The sequence below is a fragment of the Streptomyces sp. NPDC111656 genome, from assembly GCF_055656965.1.
Genome location: NZ_JBVKCA010000019.1, coordinates 22,612 through 42,546, shown reverse-complemented (window position 1 = coordinate 42,546; position 19,935 = coordinate 22,612). Strand labels below are relative to the sequence as shown.

Genomic DNA, 19,935 nt, shown 5'->3' with positions numbered 1-19,935 from the left:
CCTCCCCGACCGGGGACGGCCGCCCCCTTGTCCTCCCACCGGGACTTCTGTCTTCCGACAAGGACTTCGCATGACAGCCACGACCACGCCGTACGCCGAGCTCAAAGCGCCGACCACGGCCCGCAGACTGCTCACGGCGCCGACCACCGGCCCTCTGGTCGCCCTCCTCCTGGCCTGCGCCTTCTTCTCCGTCTCGACCGACCAGTTCCTGACCGGCGGGAACTTCTCGCTGATCGTGCAGCAGGTCATGGTCGTGGGCACCCTCGCCATCGGACAGACCCTGATCATCCTCACCGCGGGCATCGACCTGTCCTGCGGAGCCGTGATGGCGTTCGGCAGCATCGTGATCGCCAAGATGGCCGCCGAGGGCTCCCTGCCCCCGCTCGTCGCCATCGCGCTGGGCATCGTCGTCTGCGGCGGCTTCGGGCTACTCAACGGGCTGCTGGTGCAGAAGATCCCGCTGCCGCCGTTCATCGTCACCCTCGGCATGCTCAACGTGGCGTTCGCGCTGACCCACATCTACTCCGAGGAGCAGACGGTCACCAACCTGCCCGGCCCGCTGACGGCCCTCGGGCAGACCTTCCCGCTCGGCCACACCGACATCACCTACGGTTCCCTGGTCACCATCGCCCTGTTCCTCCTGCTCGCCTACGCGCTGAGCAGCACCGGCTGGGGCCGGCACGTCTACGCCCTGGGCAACAGCCAGGAAGCCGCGCGGCTGAACGGTATCCGCACCTCCCGCCTGACGATCGGCATCTACACCGTGGCGGGTCTGCTGTACGGGATCGCCGCCCTGCTGCTCATCTCCCGCACCGGAGTCGGCGACCCCCAGGCGGGACAGACCGACAACCTCGACAGCATCACCGCCGTGGTTCTCGGCGGCACCAGCCTCTTCGGCGGACGCGGATCGGTCCTGGGTACCTTCATCGGCGTTCTCATCGTCGGCGTCTTCCGCAACGGTCTCCAGCTGATGGGCGTCGCCTCCATCTACCAGACCCTGATCACTGGCGTCCTGGTGATCCTCGCGGTGACCGTCGACCAGCTCTCCCGGAAGAAGGCCCGATGACCGCCACCTCCTCCCCCACCCCCGTGCTGCAGGCCCGCGGTCTGGTCAAGCGGTACGGCCAGGTCACCGCCATCGACGGCGCCGACTTCGACCTGCTCCCCGGCGAGGTCCTCGCCGTCATCGGCGACAACGGCGCCGGCAAGACCAGCCTGATCAAGGCCCTCACCGGCGCGGTGACCCCCGACGCGGGGGAGATACGACTCAACGGCGAGCCCATCACCTTCTCCGGCCCGCAGAGCGCACGCGCCCACGGCATAGAGACGGTCTATCAGGACCTCGCCGTGGCGGCCTCCATGGACATCGCCTCGAACATGTTCCTCGGGCGCGAGCTGCGTCGCCCCGGCGTCCTCGGCAATGTCTTCCGCATGCTGGACAAGAAGCGCATGCGGCAGGAGGCCGCCGAGCACATGGCCGACCTGAAGATCGGCCTGCGTTCGCTGACGCAGTCGGTGGAGACGCTCTCCGGCGGGCAGCGGCAGGCCGTCGCGGTCGCCCGTTCCGTCGCCTGGGCCCGCTCCGTCGTCGTCATGGACGAGCCCACCGCAGCGCTCGGCGTCAAGGAGTCTGGCCAGGTCCTCGACCTCATCCGCCGGGTCCGCGACAAGGGCATGCCGGTCGTCCTGATCAGCCACAACATGCCCCACGTCTTCGAGATCGCCGACCGGATCCACGTCCACCGGCTGGGCCGGCGCGCTGCCGTGATCAAGCCCTCCGACTACTCCATGGCCGAGGTCGTCGCCATCATGACCGGCGCTCTCACCGTCGACGAAGCCGGAGATACTGTCGTAGCGGATTCCAAGGCCGCGAAGGCCGCCGGAGTCCAGGCCACCTGACAGCACAACCCAGCTCTCGCAGTTTCCGGCCGAGGCCGCGGCCGGAACCGAGAGCCCTCAGGAGACGGTTTCTCCATGGCAGCGAACCGCCGCCCCACCCTGGCCGACGTCGCCCGCGAAGTCGGCGTCAGCGCCAAGACGGTCTCCCGAGTCCTCAACGAGGACGGACCCGCTTCCGCGCAGACCAGGGAACAGGTGCTGGCCGCAGTGGCCAAGCTCGGCTTCCAGCCGAACCTGATGGCCCGCAACATCCGCGTCGGCGGCCCGGACACCACCATCGGCCTGGTCATTCCCGACCTCGCCAACCCCTTCTTCGGAGCCGTGGCCCGCGCCATCGAGGACACCGTCCGCGACCGCGGACTGACCCTGCTCATGGGCTCCTCCGCGGACGACCCCGATCGCGAACGCGCCCTGACGGACAAGTTCCTCGCCCGGCGGGTCAGCATCCTGATCGTCGTTCCGTCCGTCGGCGCCGACCACTCCCATCTCAAGTCCCACCGCACGGCGGGACTGCCCGTCGTCTTCCTCGACCGCCCCGGAGCCGGCCTCGCCACGGACAGCATCGTCAGCTCCAACCGCGCCGGAGCCCACGACGGCGTCGCCCACCTCATCGCCCACGGCCACCGACGCGTCAGCTTCGTCGGCGACCTGCCCCCGAAGCTGTACACCCGCCGTGAACGTCTGGCCGGCTACCGCTCCGCGCTGCAGGAAGCCGACATCCCCTACGACCGCTCACTTGTCACCAACGCCCACGACCAGCAGGGCGCCGAGGCCGCGACCGCCCAACTCCTCGGCCTGGCCGATCCCCCCACTGCCCTGTTCGCCGGCAACAACATCATGGCGCTGGGCATCGTCGCCGAACTGGCCCGCAGCAAGCGCAAGGATGTCGCCGTCGTCGCCTTCGACGACGTATCGCTGGCCGAGGCACTCGAACCGGCCCTGACCGTCGTCGCCCAGGACGCGGAAGAACTCGGCAGAACAGCGGCGACCATGGCGCTGGCACGACTCGACGGCGACCGCTCCCGCGCCCGCACCATCACCGTTCCGACACGACTGATCGTCCGAGGCTCGGGGGAGCAACCCGTGCCCAAGCCATAGGCGGCTTACCCTGTCGGACGACCAGCAGGGACCACGCTCTCGCTCACGGGTGCCCCATAGAAAGCCAAGGTCATCAGAGGAGTCCCCGTGGAACGGATTCAGCACACATGAGGACGGGACACACCGCGAACACGCGAGAGCTACGGAGGGGTGTTTTCCCAGCTCAGACATGCCAACCTTGACATTTAGCCAGGTCAGAGCCCCGTCCAGGCGAAACTCCTCAAGCGGGTGTCGCAGGTTCGAATCCTGCCGGGGGCACAACGCGCTACCGCCCTGACCTGGGGTTATCCCTCAGGGAGGGCTCCTACTCGGCCTCGGACGTCTCGTCAGGGGCCGTTTGCGTGGGCGATCCGTGAGCGGACGGGGAGTTGATCTCCCGAATATCGCCCGACGGATCAACATCATCTGACACGGAGCCGGCGCGGGCGCGCGGTACGAGCCGGGCTGCGGCCTCAGCGACGGCGAGATCAGCCTCGGGGAGCAGGCTTGTGTACGTGTCGGCCGTGATGGTGATCGCGGAGTGGCCGAGCATCTCCTGAAAGCATCTCCCCGTTCTCATTGGTGAAGACGCATACGGACTCCGCCCAGGCACTCCCCCATTCCTCGCGGTCCTTGTCCTGCTGGGCGCGGTGCCGCATGAGGGCCTGGACCGTGTCGGAGTCCAGCGCGATGGTCCGCGCGCCGGTGTCAGTCTTGGGGTCGTCCTCGTACACCTCCCAGCCGTCCACCACGAGTTGCTTGGCGACGGTGATGAGACCGGCGTCCTCGTTGCAGACCTCGGAACGCGATCAGCGACGTGGTGCTTGTCGTCCAGTCGCGGCCGCAGGGGCGGGGCAACCAGCACGATCCCCACGTGCGGCGTCCGAGAGTGCCCTGTCGGGCTGAGGTCGAGTCAGAGCTGCCGGTTGCGGTGCCGGCCTTCGTCGGATCCTCGGCCGGACCGAGCGGGGTCAGGCGGGCGGACCGGCGGTGCGCAGGACCGCTGAGGAGGGGGTTCGGTGGCACCGGTGGGGGTGCCGATGCGGGCGGCGAGGATGGTGATGTCGTCTTCGGCGGGGCTGGGGGCGAAGTGGTTCATGAGGCTGTCGCACAACTGGTTGAGGTCGTTGTGCGCGCCGGAGAGAAGGCGGATGAGTTCGTCCAGACGCTCGTCCAGGTCGATCCCGCGGGTTTCGATGAGGCCGTCGGTGTAGAAGACGACGATGCTGCCCGGGTCCAGGACGACCTCGGTGGTGGTAAAGCGAATACCGCCGATACCCAGGGGAGCGCCGGCGGGCAGGTCGAGCAGGCGGGCGCTGCCGTCGGGCGTCACGAGGGCGGGCGGGGGGTGGCCGGCGCGGCCGAGCCAGCAGCGGCAGACCGTGCAGTCACAGATCCCGTACAGGCAGGTGGCCAGGAGGGGGCTGTCGAGTTCCTGGAGCGCGTCGTCGAGATGGTGCAGGAGCTGATCGGGGGGCAGGTCGAGGTGTGTGAAGGCCCGCACGGTGGTGCGCATCTGCCCCATGATCGCGGCAGCTTGGATGCCGTGGCCCATCACGTCGCCGATGACCAGGGCGCCCTTACCGGGGGCGAGGGTGGCGACGTCGAACCAGTCCCCTCCGACCTCGTGGACGTCGGAGGCGGGCCGGTAGCAGTGGGCGATCTCGATGCCCGCCGGGGGTTTCGGGAGGCTGGGAAGCATGCTGCGCTTCAAGGTGAGCGCGACGTCGTGCTCGCGGTGATACAGCCGGGCGTTGTCGATGCAGACGGCGGCGTGGGCGGCCAGATCGCCGGCGAGCGCTAGGTCGGCGGCGTCGAAGGCAGGCCGGTCGCCATCCCGCAGGAAGGTGGCGACGCCGAGAACCAGGCCGCGGGCCGTGAGGGGCACCATCATCATCGACGTCACGCCCAGGGACCGGAGCCGTTCGGGAATCGAGGAGTAGCGTGCGGCCTGGGCGACGGCACGGGCGTCGATGCGGCGCAGGAGGAAGGGCCGACGGTCGATGACAGCCTGCGCGTAGGGCGCGTCGGCGGGGAAGTGCAAGGTGCGGCCGACGGGGGTGAGGATGTCGGCGGCCGCGTGATCTCGGGCGGGAGCCTTGCCGAGGCGGCGCAGAGCGGCGCCGCCCCACAGGCTGGTCATCGGCTCGGTGGCTTCGGTGAGGTCGGCCAGGGCGTCGACGGTGGCGATGTCGGCGAGGCGGGGCACGGCGATGTCAGCCAGTTCCTGTCCCGTTCGGGCCGCATCGAGGGTGGTGCCGATCCGCAGCGTGGCCTCGTTGAGCAGCGCCATGCGTTGACGGCCGGCGGCGGCCTCCCGCTCGCTCTTCTCCTGGGTGGTGACATCGATGATCGAGGCGTTGATCCCCAGCGGTTCGCCTTCCGCGTCCTCCAGGCGGAAGTAGGAGCAGGACCACACGCGCTCGTGGTCGGGGCTGGCGGGCGTGCGGCCGATACGGCGGAAGTTCACCACGGGGTCACCGGTGACCAGCACCCGACGCATCGCCGCTTCCATCTGCTCGCTGTTGACCCCGGGTAGCACCTCCGACGGTCGGCGCCCTATGTGCGCCGCGGCGGGTAGCCCGTTCATCGCCTCCAGGGCGCGATTGATCTGCTGGAACCGCAGCTCGGTGTCGAAGATCGCCAGTCCCACCGGCGAGCGGGCGAACAGCGCGTCCAGCGGGCCACCGACTTCGCGGAGCTGACGCGCTTCACGGGTCTGACGCGCTTCACGGGCATCGGCGGCCAGGAGCAGTACGTCCCACCCCTCCCCGCCCTGTGCGGCCACGGGGCACGCCCACACCTCCAGCCCGATGGTGGAGCCGTTCTTGTGCCGCATCGGAAATTGCCCGGTCACGCTGCGCCCAGCGGCAACCGCATCGTGCACGGCGCGTGCCTCCCGGCGATGGTCGGGGAGGACGAGATCGGTGAGGTCACGGCCGATGACCTCACCGGTGGCGTAGCCGAGCAGTTCGGGGGCTGCCTTCGCCCACTGTCTGATCCGTCCGGTGCCGTCGGAGACGATCAAGGCGACGGGCAACAGATTCCACCATGCCGCGGCCTGTCCGACCGCAGCCGTCCGCTCCCCGGCCTGCATGGGATCCGGCATCACGAGTGCTCCAAGCTGCTGCCTTTCCATTATGAACAGGTTTGTGACCAGCGGCACCGGCGTCTGAACTTACAAGCCTGATGTCGCTGCCGATCCTGAACGCCCTCCCGGGCCGGATTGCCGTACCTACGGCATGTGCAGCACCTGCTCGCCCCAGATGGTCTTGCCGGTGCGGGTGTAGCGGGTGCCCCAGCGCTTAGTGAACTGGGCGACCATGAACAGGCCGCGGCCGCCCTCGTCGAATACTCGGGCCCGGCGCAAATAAGGACTGACGCTGCTTCCGTCGCTGACCTCGCAAATCAGCGTCTCACCCTTGATGAGCCGCAGCCGGATCGGCCCGCCGGCGTGCCGCATCGCGTTGGTGACCAGCTCGCTCACCACCAGCTGCGTGACGAACGCGGCCTCCGCCAGTCCCCACAGGGCGAGCTGCTCCGCTGCGAGCCGGCGAGCGTCGGCGACGACCGCGGGATTGCTGGGCAGGTCCCAGCTGGCGAGGCGGTCCTCGCCGAACACGCAGGGGCGTGCCAGGAGCAGGGTGACGTCGTCGGCATGCGGTTCGGGGCACAGGGTGTCCAGGACGGTGTCGCACAGAGCATCAAGCGAGGTGGCCGGGAGGGCGAGGGCGCTGCACAGGTCGGAGCACCCTTCGTCGACATCGCGATCCCGGGTGGTGAGGAGACCGTCGGTGAACAGTGCCAGCAGGCCCCCTTCAGGCACGATGACGTCCGCCGCCTCGAACGGCAGACTGCCGAGTCCCAGCGGAGGGCCACAGGGCATGTCGATGACACTGCTGGTGCCGTCCGGGTGGATCAGCACGGGGGCGGGGTGGCCAGCGCGGGCCAGGGAGCAGGTGCCGGAGACCGGGTCGTAGACGGCGTACAGACAGGTGGCACCGATGTCGCCGGGGATCTCACCGGTGGGCTCGCCACCTTGCTCACCCGCGGTGTGGGTGATGATGTCGTCGAGGTGAGTGAGGAGTTCCTCGGGCGGCAGGTCGATGTCGGCGAGGGTGCGCACGGCGGTACGCAGGCGGCCCATGGTCGCAGAGGCGTTGATGCCGTGTCCGACGACGTCGCCGACCACCAAGCCGACTCGTGCTCCGGGGAGGGGAACCACGTCGAACCAGTCACCGCCTGCCTGGGCGCCGCCGCCCGCAGGCAGATAACGGGCGACCGTCTCCACGGCGGGGTGCACGGTCGACTCCCGGGGAAGCAAGGCCCGCTGCAGTGCGAGCGCGATGCCGCGCTCCCGCGTGAACCGGCGAGCGTTGTCCAAACAGATCGCGAGCCGGTCGACGAGGTCCTCGCTGATCGCCGTGCAGTCGGGGCCGAAGGCTTCTTCATGCGAGGCCTCGTACCTGACGAACAGGACTACCCCGAGGGAAACGCCCTGCGCACGGATCGGCACAGCGATGAGCGAGTGGGGGCCGAACGTCTCCGCGAGCGACGCCTGAACGGGATCCTCGGCCAGCCAACGGATGACCTCGGGATCCTTGGTGCTGTGACGAACGGCCCGGTTCTCGGCCAGACACCGCGCGACCGGCGACGACCATGGATGGGTGTGTACTTCCGTAGCGCTGATCACCGCATCGAGCGCGTGCCCGGCGGCCCACTGGTATGCCGCCATGCGCAGGGCAGTGACACCCCGAGGAAGAACGGGCGCGGGCAGCTCCCCCTGGAAGACGGGCTCCAGAAGGTCCACGCTGACGAAGTCGGCGAAGCGAGGGACAGCGAGTTCCGCGAATTCTCGTGCGGTTCCCACGATGTCCAGGCTCGTACCCACGCGGGTCCTGGCCTCGCTGATCAAGGCGATGCGCTCCCTGGAGTCGTACTGCTGGGAGTAGTCGGACGCCGCAACGCCCACCGCACGCACCGAGCCGTCCGCGTCCTTGAGCGGGAAGACGTCCATGGCCCAGGCGTGAGCCTTGGATTCCCCGGGGAGCCTGACGATGGGCTCCACCGTCTCCGCTTTTCCGGTCCGGGCCACTCGAAGGACCCGCCGCTCCACCTCCTCGATCGCGTTGCCCTGGAGAATCTCGGTCAGGCGCCGGCCGCGGGCCTCCTCCTCGGAAAGGCCCCCCACTCCAAGCATCGGCTGGTTCCCGCACAGCAGGCGCGCGTCGAGGTCGCAAATGGCAACGGCAAGCGGCTGCTGCTCGAATATCCACTGCGGGAGCAAGGCATGCCGTGGTGTGCCTGTCTCGGCCTCGGGCACGGCCGTCAGCAGGAGCAGGAAGCCGCAATCCCGATCGGTGTCCTGCAGCGGGCACAAGTGCACCTGCGCGTGCAGCGGGAGGCCGTCGCGGTGCCGCAGCGTTCCCTCTGCCGTCAGCAGGTCGTCCACCGGCCTGCCGATGATCTCAACAGGGGCGTATCCGAGCAGTTCCTGCGCACCACTGCTCCAGTGGGTCACGCAGCCGTCCCGGTCCAGCACGCCTGCCGCAGCGGACACGTCCAGGCGAGCACCGGTGAATTGGCGAGTGTTCCGCCTGCCCCTGGTGTGCATGGTGGTCTCTGATCTCTCGTCGCAGGCAGTATCCACAGTGCTCCTGGGACCATGGGATGGCAAACTTCAGACGGCCTGCCTCGACCCACCTGCGCACCCGTCGGGCCTGCACGCGGTCCAGTAACCCCACTCCGTCCGACCCGGGGCGGACCACCGCTTGCATGCCGGAAAACACCGTGACAGGCCCGCCACCGAATCGGCCGACAGCCGGTCGAGGTCGGAGATGTTCACCAGGTACAGCACGCGCATGGAGCATCGCCTCCCTCATCTGCCCGGGCAGGTCGATCCGGGTCGGCGAGGAGAGGAAGGCGGCGACGCGGCCCGTGACGAGACGGTGAGCCGAGATCACTCACGGTTGACGCAGGCTCGCCGACGACGACGCGTGGCGGGGCTTCGAAAGGCGCGCGGACGAAGAGATCACCGGCGAGCAGGCGGCCGAGGACCGTCAACGTCCCCCTCCTCGACCAACTGTCTCTGCTCGGCACCCGCGATCCCATCGTCCGGCCAAAGCCACAGCCCGCGAGAGGCGTTCGCAGGAACGATGCGCGATTCCGCACCGATCACCAGTGGCGCTGCTGCGCAGACGCTCCGCGAACGGATTCGGCACACATGAGGCCGGGAAGCCCCGTGAGCACGCGAGTCGCAGGTTCGAATCCTGGCGGGGCACAGAACACAGGGGCAGTCCAGGAGGTACCCCCTCCCCGGCGGGCCCTTCACCGTTTCAGGCGCCGTGCCACATGCGTGCCGCTCCAAGCCCTGATCGACGCGGTCACTGCGGGACACGGCCTTGATCTCTCCTGCCGGGTCTGACGAACTGCCAGTAGCCCCGCCGCGCCAAGCCGGCGGACAAGACCTCAGCCGTAACTAAGGGTGAGCCAACGCCACATAAGGTTGATCGGATACGAAAGGTTCCCCATGGCGATGAAATCGCCTAAGTTATTCCGATTAGCATGAAATGGCTGCGTATAGATCGCTGCAGGTCCACATCCGATCACATGCGGCCCAGCGGGTACCCAAGCGGTGAGCGGAGGCGACAGTCGGCAGTGGTGAATACCAGAGGCGGCGAAGCGGACAACACCGGCCCGTCCATACCCCACGTCCCCCATCCACTGCACCAGCCTCAGGGCCTGCGGACCAAGACCGTACGACCCCGGCCCTTGGAGCGACACCGCATGCGGATGCGGCTGCTCGACGCCGTGGACGAGGACCGGCGCGATGTCGAAGTGCTGCTGACCGCGCTCCAGCAGGCGGTAGCCGAGGTGCAGGGCCTGGGCGGCATGGTGCATCTCCCGGGCGGCGGCATGAGCGGCATCCTCTACCTGGTCGCCGACAGTGGCCTGCCGGAGTCGATGACCCGGCCCTGGCTGATCATCCCGGTACGGGGCACGGCGCCGCCCAGCAGCGCCGCCCGCAACGACACCATCACCTGGCAGCCCGACCTGGCCCCGCCTGACCCGGTGCCAGGCCGGGACCCCGCCGCCCTGTGGCCTTCCCGACTCCCCGCCGGCATCGGTCACCTGGCCGTCCCCATTCCGGGCGGTGGCCGGCGACGCGGCGCGCTCTCCGTCCTCTTCGCCCCGGGCACCGAGCCCGGCGCGGCGGAGCGCGCGTTTCTGAACGAGGTGGCGGGCTGGATGTCCGGGAGGCTCAAGTCGTCCGGGATCCTCAATCCGTCCCCCACCCTGCTGCGCGCCCTGGAGAACGGGCCAGAACCGCGGGAGGCCACCCCCCTGTGGGACGTGGAAGGGTTGCCCTCCATCACGTACACCTGGGACCTGCGCACCGGCGAGCTGACCTCCGACCGGCCCGTCGTGGAGGTACTGGCCGGCATCGATCCGGAGGTGATGAGCGGCGGCATCGAGGCGTGGGCAGAGCTGATCCACCCGGACGACCTGCCAGGGGCGGTAGCCGGCTTCGACACCGGTATCCAGATGCGCGGCGGCTTCCAGAACGAGTACCGGATCCGGCGCCAGGACGGCACATACCTCTGGATCGAGGCCCGTGCCCGGACGATCACGGACGAAGAGGGGACGCCGGTGAAGGTGATCGGCACCCTCCGGGACAGCAGCGAAACGCACGCCGCCGCCGAATCGGTGGGGCGGGCGCTGCGACACATGAGCGACGGCTTCGTCTCCCTGGACACGGACTGGCGCATCGGATTTCTCAATCAGGCCGCCGAGCGGCACTTCGGTGCCGCGGGAGATGTGGCCGGAGCCCTGCTCTGGGACATTCCCGCGGTACGTGCCGTGCCGGGGCTGGAGCAACGGTGCCGGGCCACGGCTGCCGAGGGCCGGCCGGCCGGATTCGACGTACCGGGGTCGGACGGGATGTCCTGGTACCACCTGCGGCTGGTACCGGTGCCGGAAGGCCTCACGCTCTACATCACCGACACCACCGAGCGACATCTACGGGAGGTCGAGCGGGCCGCCGCGGAGCGGGCGGCCGGGAAGCGGGCGGCCCTGGTGCAGCGGATCACGCGGGAGCTGGCCGAGGCTGTCACGGCCCAGGACGTGATGGCGGCGGTGGCCGAAGGCGTGATGACACCCCTCGGGGCCACCGGACTCGTCATGCTCGACGTGTTCGGCGACCGACTGACCGTGGTCGGCTCCCGTGGGTATTCGGAGCGCTTCACCCGACTGCTGGACGGGCACTGGACAGTGAGGGACGCCGCCAACCCGGTGGGGGACGCCCTGCGCACCCGCACCACCCTCTTCATCTCCTCCCCGGAGGAGTTCCTGCAGCGGTACCCGGAGACCGAGATCCTGGTCCGGGAGAGCGGCAAGCAGGCGTGGGCCGTTCTGCCGCTGACCGCATCAGGGCGCGACATCGGCGCGGCGGTGATCTCCTTCGGCCGACCGCGGGTGCTGGACGATGACGAACGAACGCTGCTGACCGCTCTCAGCGGACTGATCGCGCAGGCCCTGGAGCGGGCCGGACTCTACGACGAGGCGACGACCCGGGCCCGTACGCTCCAGCGCGGCCTGCTGCCGCAGGCATTGCCCAAGCTGCCCGAGGTGACGGCGGCGGCGCGCTACCAGTCGGCCAAGCAGGGAGCCGACGTCGGCGGCGACTGGTACGACGTGATCCCGCTCTCCGCGGCCCGGGTGGCGCTTGTGATCGGAGACGTCATGGGCCACGGCATGGCCGAGGCCGCCACCATGGGCAGGCTCCGCACGGCCGTCCGTACCCTCTCGGAGCTGGAGCTGCCGCCCGACGAAATCCTTGGCCACCTCAACGACATCGTCGGCGAACTGGGCACCGATGCCTTCGTCACCTGCCTGTACGGCATCTACGACCCGGTGACCCGGCGTCTGTCGTACGCCAGCGCAGGTCAGCCGCCCCCGGCGGTGGCCCACCCCGACGGCACCGTCACCTTCCTGTCCATGACCCCGGACCCTCCGCTGGGGGTGGCCGCTCCGCCCTTCGAAGCCCTCGAGACCCTCCTGCCCGCCGACAGCCTGCTCGCCCTCTACAGCGACGGCCTGGTCGAGAGCAAGGACAGGGATGTCACCACCGGCATGAGCCGCCTCGCCGAGCTCCTCTTTCAGTCCGTGAACGCCATGCCCACCTCACCGGCGGACGCGTCCGACCTGGACGCCCTCTGCGCCACCATCACCTCCGCGCTCCTTCCCGCCCACGGCGAGCTGATAGACGACGCCGCCCTGCTGCTGGTCCGCACCCACCCGCTGGACGCGGAGAACGTCGCCGAGTGGCCGTTGCCGGAGGACCCGGTGGCGGCGGGCCAGGCCCGGGAGTTGGTCCGCGCCCAGCTCACCGACTGGGACCTGGCCGATGAGGACCTGATCATGACCACCGAACTCCTGGTCAGCGAGCTGGTCGGGAACGTCATCCGGCACGCCTGCGGCCCCATCCGGCTGCGCATGCTCCGCAGCCGCGCACTGATCTGCGAGGTCTCCGACACCAGCCTGACCACACCGCACATCCGCCACGCCTCCGCCACCGACGAGGGCGGCCGCGGCCTCCAGCTCATCTCCGCACTCTGCCAACGCTGGGGCACCCGCCACACCCGCACAGGCAAGTCCATCTGGACCGAACAGCCCCTCCCCACCACCTCGGTTTGATCTTTGACCGCGCGCGTCACCGTTCGCCCAGGTAAGCGCCCGAACTGGCCGCGAATGGCCGCAGATTCCCAAGCAGAGAGTTCCGAGGCACGGCGCTCCGGCACTCCCCACGGGACGGCCGTGGCATCCGGCCGACGACACAAGCCGGTGGCGTGGCCAAGGCCGGTGGGGGTACAGCGAGACATACGCGCGCGCCTGGGCGGACGGCGCACCCGCCATCGTGGCTGGCTGTCGTCGGCTGAGGCTCGTACCACAACCGTGCCAGATACAGGGGTCATCCACGGTCAACGAGGGCGTCCTGCAGCCGCGCTGCCGGTCCGCCTCACCAGGTATCGAAGCCCCAGGCCGGCGGAGGGAGTCTCAAACCTCTCTCCTAAAGCGGCTGCCGCAGGTTCGAATCCTGCCGGGGGCACAGAGAAACACCTGGTCGACGGCCTTCCCGTCCGGCGGATGGGAAGGCCGTCGCACGCGCAGCACCGAACTCGACCATGACACCGAGCGGGCCACCTGCCGCCCGACCGTCCAGACCGTCCAGACCGTCCAGACCGTCGAACTCCGGCCTCCCCATGGCCTGTTCCGGCACCCGCCCCTGGTACCACCGCCGGACAGGACATCTGGGTCCGCTACGGCTTCATCGGCACAGGCGGCATGGGGGCCGCGCGTACCTGGGCCGCTGGGCAGCGCTCCTGATGCTCACTGGGCCGCGTCTGCGTCGCGGGCCAGCAGGGCGGCCTGGACGCGGTTGGTGACCTCCAGCGCGGTCAGGATGCGACTGACGTGGGCCTTGACGGTGCTCTCACGCATGGCGAGACGGGTGGCGATGTCGGCGTTGGTGTCGCCTCGGGAGAGGAGGGCGAGCACGTCGCGTTCGCGGGGGGTGAGCCGGTCCAGCCGGGCCTGGGCCGCGATGGCCTGGGGCTGGTTGGACGCGTGGTAGCGGTCGATGAGGCGACGGGCCGCGGTGGGGTGGAGCATCGCCGAACCGACGGCGACCAGGTGTACTGCGCGCAGGATCTCGGCCGGGTCGGTGTCCTTGAGCAGGAACCCGTCGGCTCCGGCGGCCAGGGCGTTGTAGACGTACTCGTCGAGATCGAAGGTGGTCAGAGTGATCACCTTCGGCGGGTGGGGAAGGGCCCGCAGCCGGGTGGTGGCGGTGATGCCGTCCATGCGGGGCATGCGGACATCGACCAGGGCGACGTCGATGCGGTGAGCGGTGGCCTGCTCGATGGCCTGGAGGCCGTCGGCAGCCTGGGCGACCACCTCGATGTCCTCGTCACCGTCGAGCAGGTCGGCCAGGCCGAGGCGGACCAGGGCGTCGTCGTCGACGATCATGGTGCGGATCATGTGGGGGTGCCGTTCTGTCCGTCGCCGGCGGGGGGATGGGGGATGCGGGCTGTCAGCCGCCAGGCACCCGCCCCGGCAGGTCCGGCGGCAAGGTGACCGCCGAGGGCCGTGACGCGTTCCCGCAGGCCGACGAGCCCGTATCCGGAGCCGGGAGTGTCTGTGCGGGGTGCACCAGCGTGCGCCGGCACCGGCGCGGTCACCCGCAGCCTGATCCCCCGACTGCCCCGGGGAAGCCGCCTGGACATCGTGGAGGCGAACCCGCGCTTCGCCGCACGGCTACGCGCCCTCGTCGCCGCGCACCCGAACCTGGCCGACCGTCCGACGCAGGTCGACGTGCACCAGACGTACGTCGAGGACCTCGACACCACCGAACGCTACGACGTGATCGTCTCCGGGCTGCCGCTGACCAACTTCGCCCCCGCACAGGTCGAGCGCATCATGGCCCGCTACATGGCCCTGCTGCACCCCGGCGGCATCCTGACCTACTTCGCCTACCTCGGCACGCGCCAGGCCCGCGCCTTGACCGCGTCACGGGCGGAAGCACGTCGGCACGCCGCGGTGGACAAGATCATGGCCGCCTACCAGCGCAGGTACGCCATCGGCCGCTGGACAGTCTGGGCCAACCTGCCCCCGGCCGACGTCTGGCACCTGCAACGGCCCCACGCCGCCGCCCACAGCTCACAGCACGCAGCCGACGGAGCGAGTCGGTGAACGCGCTGTCCGACCTCCTCGGCCATCTCCCCCCTGCCTCCGCTTACACGGTGCTGGCCCTGGCCGTCCTGGCCGAGTCGATCCTCCTGGTCGGTGCCTTCATCCCCACGCTCACCCTGCTGCTGACCGCCGGCGCCCTGGCCCGCACCGGTTACCTGAGCCTTCCCCTCGTCATCGCGGTCGCAGCGGGCGCCGTGGTGGCAGGCGACTTCCTCGCCCACCGCACCGGCAGGCTCCTCGGCGATCGGCTGCACGCGGGCCGCGTGGGCCGTCGTATCCCCCCAGTCGCCTGGCACCGGGCCGAGACGCTGATGACGCGCCACGGCGGCCGGGCCGTCCTCCTGGCCCGATTCCTGCCCGTGATCCGCACGCTCGCCCCCCCACTTCGCAGGCGCCACCCGCCTGCCGTACCGCCGCATCGCTCCCTACAGCGTCACAGCCGCCTGTCTGTGGGCCACAGCCGAAGCAGGCGTCGGCTACGCCGCCGCGAAGTCGCTTCAGCAGATTCTCACTCTGGGCGGCCCTGCCGTAGCCGTCGTCGTCCTGGTGGCCCTCGGAGCCGCACTCCTACGACGTCGTACTGTGCGCCGTACACGCCACGCTGCCACCGCCCGGCCCGGTGGCTCCGACTGCCATGCCCGTTCTTCCGAACTGGTGTGACGAACTCCTGCGTGGCCGACACGGCTGGGATCCTCAAGGAGGAGCCGCAGGAGCATGGCGGCACCGTCATCCGTCCGGGACGGCCGTCCACGATCGGCCGCCATGGACTGGCTGGAGCGGACCGCGAAGCCGAGGCAGTGGACCAGGAGCGGAACCCGCGCTCCGCACAAGCCGCCGCCGCGGAGGGCGAGGGGGAAGGAGGGGGTGCGGTGGGCCGCGCGGGCGGCTCACGCCGGACCTGAGAGCAGCGCTGCGACGCGAGCCGCAACTGCTCGGCAGACTCGCCCGGTTGCTTCTCGACCTGCGCTTCCCACCCTCGCTCCACGCCGAGTTGTGCGAAGCCGTCGGCCTGGATCTGGAGTACTCCACCTCGTCGACATCCAGCCAGGGCGGAAAGCAGGAGGCCTACTGCCGTCGTGCGATGCCTTCTTCGGTGACGAGGTGTCAGGCTCCGTGACTGGACGGCGTGATGCATGCCATCGGGACGTCCCCCCCGGGCGGCCAAGTCACCCCGTGCGATTAGCATCTGCACAGAAATCACTGTTTCGCGGTCATTCAACTGGAGAGAGCAACACGCATGCGTAAGTCCCTACGCCGGGCACTGATCACCGCCCCCGTTTCCGCCGTCGTCGGCCTCGGCCTCGCCTTCACCATCGGCGCGGGCACGAGTTCGGCCGCCCCTCACAATGTCAACGAGCGGTACGCCCAGGGCTCCATGTCGTACAACCCTGCCACCGACACTGTCACGGTCAAGGACCTCAAGGCAGACGGCCGCACCTTCGCCGTCAGTCTCTTCGGGCCCGCCTCAGACAACGTCCGCGTGTGCAAGGTGGGCGGCAAGGGCAAGTCCAAGACCTGCGACTTCAACTTCAACAGCGGTCGGCTGAACGTCCTGGTCTTCACCGAGCGGGGCAACCAGCACTGGGACATCGACAAGTTCCACATGGACGCCTGACACACGGACCCGCGGCCCGGGCCGCCGCCCGCCCGCCCCTCCTCCACCTCAGGCGTCGTACGAGATCTTCCCCCACTCGCCCATCGTGGGCCGGACCTTCGTCGACTCCTGGCGATCCGTGTCGGAGGGGGCGCAGCGGCTCGGGGCCGCCGCGGACACGGCGAGGCAGTCAGCTACAGGTTGGCTGACAGGACTGTTCCAGCGCGGCTCCGAAGGCGAGCGATGCCGTGCTCAATCCCGACGCGTCGCGAGGAGTGCGCCTTGCACTGACGCTCGCGCATGTCCTCGTACCAATCCGGCGCGCTCTACTTGAACTTGCAGTGCGGCGGGGTCACCACCCGCCCGCCGGTCTGCGCACCTCGACCCTGGCAGCCAGCCGGCGTTCTGCTTGCTCATTCCGGAGGTGAACGTGTCCCGGTCCTTGCGCCCGATGGCGGGACACCGGACCCGGATCTCGGTGCCATCGATGATGCCGGTCATCCCGCCAGCACCCAGGTACTCAACGACTTCGGCCAGCACGCCGGGCCACGTCCCGTGGCGGGCAGTCGACCTGGACCGCCCGATCTCCGACCGTGCACTGCCCCTGCCCGTGACCTGTGGACCGCAGAACGGACGGCCTAGCCAGGTCGACAAGCCGAAGGCCCGACCGAGCATCTTGTACGAGCTGGTCCCATAGTGAGCCCGAACCGCCAGCCTGCGCTCAGCGGCCCAAACAGAGCCCGGGTAGTTCGAATCCTGCCGGGGGCACCAAGGAGAAGGCCACCTACGGATCTCCGTAGGTGGCCTTGACCAGCCGGCCGTGACCGTCGAGTCGGTGAAGTCGGCGGAGGGAATCTGATGGTGCGGCTGTACGAGTCCTCGGGGGGCGGGCGCGGGCCACCTGGGTCCGGGGTTCTCGGTGGGCCGGGCCGAGGTGTCAGACCTGCGCCCGGAGTGACTACTTGCGTCCCACGCCCTTGTCTCCGATGTGGAAGATCCTGTGGCTGTCGCGGGCCATGTCGACGACAAGCTTGGTGGTGGTGTTGCCCCAGGTGAGGGTGACGACGGCCTCCGTGTAAGTGCGGGTGCTGCCGTTGTCGGTGACCTTCCAGGCGAGCGGGACGTTCTGGGCGCGCAGGACGCCGTCGGCGTGCTCCCTCTTCTCCCAGGCCGCCAGCTCCTTCTGGAAGGCGGGGGTGAGGTAGTGGCTGCGCAGGGCCTGTCCGAGGTGGCCGCGGTCCTCTCCGAGCACCGCGTCGCTGTAGGCGCCGTAGAAGTCGGCGATGCGGGTGATGTTGTCGGACGGCTTGCCGCTGACGCTGCGCGGGGCGCCGGCGGATGCCTGGGCGGTGGCGCCGAGGCCGAGAGCAATGGCGAGAGCGCCGGCGGTCAGGACGGTGCGGGTCTTGCTGCTCATGTGTGTTCCCTGCTTTTCGAGTCGTGGCTTTTCGAGTCGTGACGAATCGCGCCGAATGGCGCTGTCGGTGGGCGATGGGCCGCCCTCCCCACCCCCGTGACGGAGGGCGGCCCCGGTCATGTGGTCAGTGGAGCTTGTTCGCGGCCGTGACGGTCCTGCCGTCCCAGCCGACGGAGAGCAGACGGATGTCGAGAAGGCCGTTCTTGGTCAGCCGCGAGCCGAGCCGTCGCCGCCCGGCATGCTGAGACAGCGGCGACCTTGCCGGTCGTTCAGGAGGAGCTCGGGTGCGGCGGGAGATCGGCCGCCGTGAGGAAGCCGGGCGCCTTGGCCGAGGCGTTCGCCGGTGTGGCGAGCGTCGTACCGGGGGCGAGGCCCGTGACGGTGAGTGTGAGGAGCGCGTCCGCTCTGGTGCGCTTGGGCATGGGTGTCCCCCGTGAATGAGTGGATGGGTGTCGGCTGTCGCCCGCCTCCGGCTGGTCGGCCCGGTCCTGGTCGGTGCGACACCAAGAGCATCGGCCGTCACGGCGGCCCGGCGCAACGCCGGACGCCCGTCCGGCGACGGTGGAACCATCCCAGCCCATCTGACGTGCAGGTATATGGACCGCCTGGGATACGGGGATACGTGGGTAGACGGGGGAACGATGTCGACCGGGGACGACGTCGAGGAGTTCGCGGCGCTGCTGCGCCGGCTGAAGGACCGCACGGACCGGAGCTACGGCTCCCTGGCCCGGCGCCTCAACATGAACACCTCCACGCTGCACCGCTACTGCGCGGGCGAGGCGGTCCCGCAGGACTATGCCCCGGTGGAGCGCCTGGCCGCCTTCTGCGGAGCGACACCGGAGGAACGCCTCGAACTGCACCGCCTGTGGCTGCTCGCGGTGACGGCACGACAGCGGTTGAGGACGGGTGAGAGGGCGGCAGAGCCGGCAACGGCCGAGGAGGCAACGGAGCCGACGAACGCCGAGGGGGTGCCGGAGCCGGCAGGTGGCCGGCGGGCTTCGGGTCCGGACAGCCGGACGGCACTGGGCGCGGGCGGCAGCACGGACGGCATCGGTGGTGACGGGGACGGCACGAGCGGTGCACCACGGCGACTCGACGCGAGCGCATCCGACGCGAGCGCATCCGACGCGGGGCTGCCCGCTTCCGACGCTCCCGGACCAGGCCGTCCCGAGCCGACGGTCCAGCGGGATGCCACCCGCTCGACCGGACGGCCCTGGTACCGCCATCGCCGCACCGCCGTCGGCGCCGCCACGGCGACCGTGCTGCTGGTGACGCTGGGCAGTCTGTCGGCGCTGTCGGCCGACCGGTCTCACGACAACTCGGCAAAGGCCACCGGTCGGTCCCGTACGACAGAAACCGGTACGTCACACCACCCCTCGGCCACTGCGACCAGCCCCTCCTCCAGCCCTGCGTCGGCCTCGCCGTCCGCAGGAGCACGGGCTACGGGGAGTCCCGAGGCAAAGGGCGGACCGTCGGCGGGCACGAAGAGCGGCGCCCCCGCGCCGACCGGTGTGCCGCTCGCCTGGGCCGTCGACTCTCAGGTCTGGGACGGAGGTTGCGGATACGACTACGTCATCGACAAGGAGCCGACCCAGGTGCCCCCGCCGCCGGTGGAGCAGGACGCCGGAGTGTGGGCGGCGACGCTGGGGGCGGTGCCGGGGCGGCAGACGATGGTGCAGATCTCGGTGCAGGGGAAGTCGTCCACGGCCGTGGTCCTGGAGGCTCTCCGGGTCCGTATCGTCAGCCGCGGCACCCCGGTCACCGGCACCGCGTACGCCATGGGCCAGGGATGCGGCGGCGGCCTGACACCCCGTGACTTCTCCGTGAACCTGGACATCAACCGCCCGATCCCCCACGCGCCCGCCGTGCAGTTCCCCTACCGCGTCTCCGCCGAGGACCCGGAGGTGCTGCTGGTCACCGCGACGACCGAGACCTACGACTGCAAGTGGTACCTGGAACTCGACTGGTCCTCCCAGGGCCGCACCGGCACGGTCCGCATCGACGACCACGGCCGCCCGTTCCGCACCAGCAGCATCAAAGGCCTGTCCCACTACTGGTACGGCACGAACGGACACGGTGTGCGTCAGTGGGTACCCACCGACTCGTAGGTTCGCATCCTGCCGGGGGCACAGCGTCGATCAGGGCCAAGGCCCCGGAAACTCCAGGTCACTGGCCTACGGGAGCGCGGGGGTTGCCT

Annotated in this window: 11 protein-coding genes and 3 pseudogenes; 8 read left to right on the top strand and 6 right to left on the bottom strand. The window is 69.7% G+C overall.

The annotated features are described in order from the left end of the window. Positions 1 to 70 precede the first annotated feature (70 nt). The 3 genes from ACZ7M3_RS40375 (at position 71) to ACZ7M3_RS40365 (ending at position 2,997) form a co-directional block, all read left to right on the top strand. Positions 71 to 1,066 (top strand): ABC transporter permease, encoded by a 996-nt coding sequence (locus ACZ7M3_RS40375; protein ID WP_472070346.1) that lies wholly within the window; start codon positions 71 to 73, stop codon positions 1,064 to 1,066. Further along, positions 1,063 to 1,899, top strand: a complete 837-nt coding sequence (locus tag ACZ7M3_RS40370) for an ATP-binding cassette domain-containing protein (RefSeq protein WP_472070344.1) — start codon at positions 1,063 to 1,065, stop codon at positions 1,897 to 1,899. The genes ACZ7M3_RS40375 and ACZ7M3_RS40370 overlap by 4 nt, the downstream gene beginning before the upstream one ends. A gap of 75 nt (positions 1,900 to 1,974) precedes the next feature. Beyond that, complete coding sequence (locus ACZ7M3_RS40365; RefSeq protein WP_472070342.1) at positions 1,975 to 2,997, top strand: LacI family DNA-binding transcriptional regulator; 1,023 nt, start codon at positions 1,975 to 1,977, stop codon at positions 2,995 to 2,997. 892 nt (positions 2,998 to 3,889) lie between these two features. Here ACZ7M3_RS40365 and ACZ7M3_RS40360 read toward each other — a convergent pair. Then, on the bottom strand, positions 3,890 to 6,085 hold the full coding sequence (locus ACZ7M3_RS40360; RefSeq protein WP_472070340.1) for a SpoIIE family protein phosphatase: 2,196 nt from the start codon (positions 6,083 to 6,085) through the stop codon (positions 3,890 to 3,892). A gap of 126 nt (positions 6,086 to 6,211) precedes the next feature. Continuing rightward, complete coding sequence (locus ACZ7M3_RS40355) at positions 6,212 to 8,536, bottom strand: SpoIIE family protein phosphatase (protein WP_472070338.1); 2,325 nt, start codon at positions 8,534 to 8,536, stop codon at positions 6,212 to 6,214. Positions 8,537 to 9,747: 1,211 nt separating this feature from the next. Between ACZ7M3_RS40355 and ACZ7M3_RS40350 the strand changes: the two genes are divergently transcribed. After that, positions 9,748 to 12,672 (top strand): SpoIIE family protein phosphatase, encoded by a 2,925-nt coding sequence (locus ACZ7M3_RS40350; RefSeq protein ID WP_472070336.1) that lies wholly within the window; start codon positions 9,748 to 9,750, stop codon positions 12,670 to 12,672. A 693-nt stretch (positions 12,673 to 13,365) separates the two neighbouring features. Here ACZ7M3_RS40350 and ACZ7M3_RS40345 read toward each other — a convergent pair. Next, positions 13,366 to 14,016: a response regulator transcription factor gene (locus ACZ7M3_RS40345; protein WP_472070334.1), complete on the bottom strand. Its 651-nt coding sequence runs from the start codon at positions 14,014 to 14,016 to the stop codon at positions 13,366 to 13,368. Further along, positions 14,013 to 14,168: pseudogene (locus tag ACZ7M3_RS40340) on the bottom strand (ATP-binding protein); the annotation flags it as partial. The pseudogene ACZ7M3_RS40340 and the gene ACZ7M3_RS40345, both read right to left, overlap by 4 nt. A gap of 22 nt (positions 14,169 to 14,190) precedes the next feature. Between ACZ7M3_RS40340 and ACZ7M3_RS40335 the strand changes: the two are divergent. The 3 genes and pseudogenes from ACZ7M3_RS40335 to ACZ7M3_RS40325 all read left to right on the top strand — a co-directional run. Next, positions 14,191 to 14,727: pseudogene (locus ACZ7M3_RS40335) on the top strand (methyltransferase domain-containing protein); the annotation flags it as partial. Positions 14,728 to 15,489: 762 nt separating this feature from the next. After that, positions 15,490 to 15,748: pseudogene (locus tag ACZ7M3_RS40330) on the top strand (phosphorothioated DNA-binding restriction endonuclease); the annotation flags it as partial. A 216-nt stretch (positions 15,749 to 15,964) separates the two neighbouring features. Beyond that, positions 15,965 to 16,342 (top strand): hypothetical protein, encoded by a 378-nt coding sequence (locus ACZ7M3_RS40325; protein WP_472070332.1) that lies wholly within the window; start codon positions 15,965 to 15,967, stop codon positions 16,340 to 16,342. A gap of 937 nt (positions 16,343 to 17,279) precedes the next feature. Here the strand turns inward: ACZ7M3_RS40325 and ACZ7M3_RS40320 are convergent. Both ACZ7M3_RS40320 and ACZ7M3_RS40315 read right to left on the bottom strand, forming a co-directional pair. Beyond that, positions 17,280 to 17,738, bottom strand: coding sequence for a hypothetical protein (locus ACZ7M3_RS40320; protein WP_472070330.1), 459 nt, complete (start codon positions 17,736 to 17,738; stop codon positions 17,280 to 17,282). A 269-nt stretch (positions 17,739 to 18,007) separates the two neighbouring features. After that, positions 18,008 to 18,160, bottom strand: coding sequence for a hypothetical protein (locus ACZ7M3_RS40315; RefSeq protein ID WP_472070329.1), 153 nt, complete (start codon positions 18,158 to 18,160; stop codon positions 18,008 to 18,010). 219 nt (positions 18,161 to 18,379) lie between these two features. Here ACZ7M3_RS40315 and ACZ7M3_RS40310 point away from each other — a divergent pair, with 219 nt between their 5' ends. Next, positions 18,380 to 19,846, top strand: coding sequence for a helix-turn-helix domain-containing protein (locus ACZ7M3_RS40310; RefSeq protein WP_472070327.1), 1,467 nt, complete (start codon positions 18,380 to 18,382; stop codon positions 19,844 to 19,846). Positions 19,847 to 19,935: the final 89 nt, after the last annotated feature.

What these genes read in the sequence shown, in the direction of transcription:
- ACZ7M3_RS40375 (WP_472070346.1), top strand. Translation starts at nt 71, where the DNA reads ATGACAGCCACGACCACGCCGTACGCCGAGCTCAAAGCGCCGACCACG.
- ACZ7M3_RS40370 (WP_472070344.1), top strand. Translation starts at nt 1,063, where the DNA reads ATGACCGCCACCTCCTCCCCCACCCCCGTGCTGCAGGCCCGCGGTCTG.
- ACZ7M3_RS40365 (WP_472070342.1), top strand. Translation starts at nt 1,975, where the DNA reads ATGGCAGCGAACCGCCGCCCCACCCTGGCCGACGTCGCCCGCGAAGTC.
- ACZ7M3_RS40360 (WP_472070340.1), bottom strand. Translation starts at nt 6,085, where the DNA reads ATGCCGGATCCCATGCAGGCCGGGGAGCGGACGGCTGCGGTCGGACAG.
- ACZ7M3_RS40345 (WP_472070334.1), bottom strand. Translation starts at nt 14,016, where the DNA reads ATGATCCGCACCATGATCGTCGACGACGACGCCCTGGTCCGCCTCGGC.
- ACZ7M3_RS40325 (WP_472070332.1), top strand. Translation starts at nt 15,965, where the DNA reads ATGCGTAAGTCCCTACGCCGGGCACTGATCACCGCCCCCGTTTCCGCC.
- ACZ7M3_RS40320 (WP_472070330.1), bottom strand. Translation starts at nt 17,738, where the DNA reads ATGAGCAGCAAGACCCGCACCGTCCTGACCGCCGGCGCTCTCGCCATT.
- ACZ7M3_RS40315 (WP_472070329.1), bottom strand. Translation starts at nt 18,160, where the DNA reads ATGCCCAAGCGCACCAGAGCGGACGCGCTCCTCACACTCACCGTCACG.
- ACZ7M3_RS40310 (WP_472070327.1), top strand. Translation starts at nt 18,380, where the DNA reads ATGTCGACCGGGGACGACGTCGAGGAGTTCGCGGCGCTGCTGCGCCGG.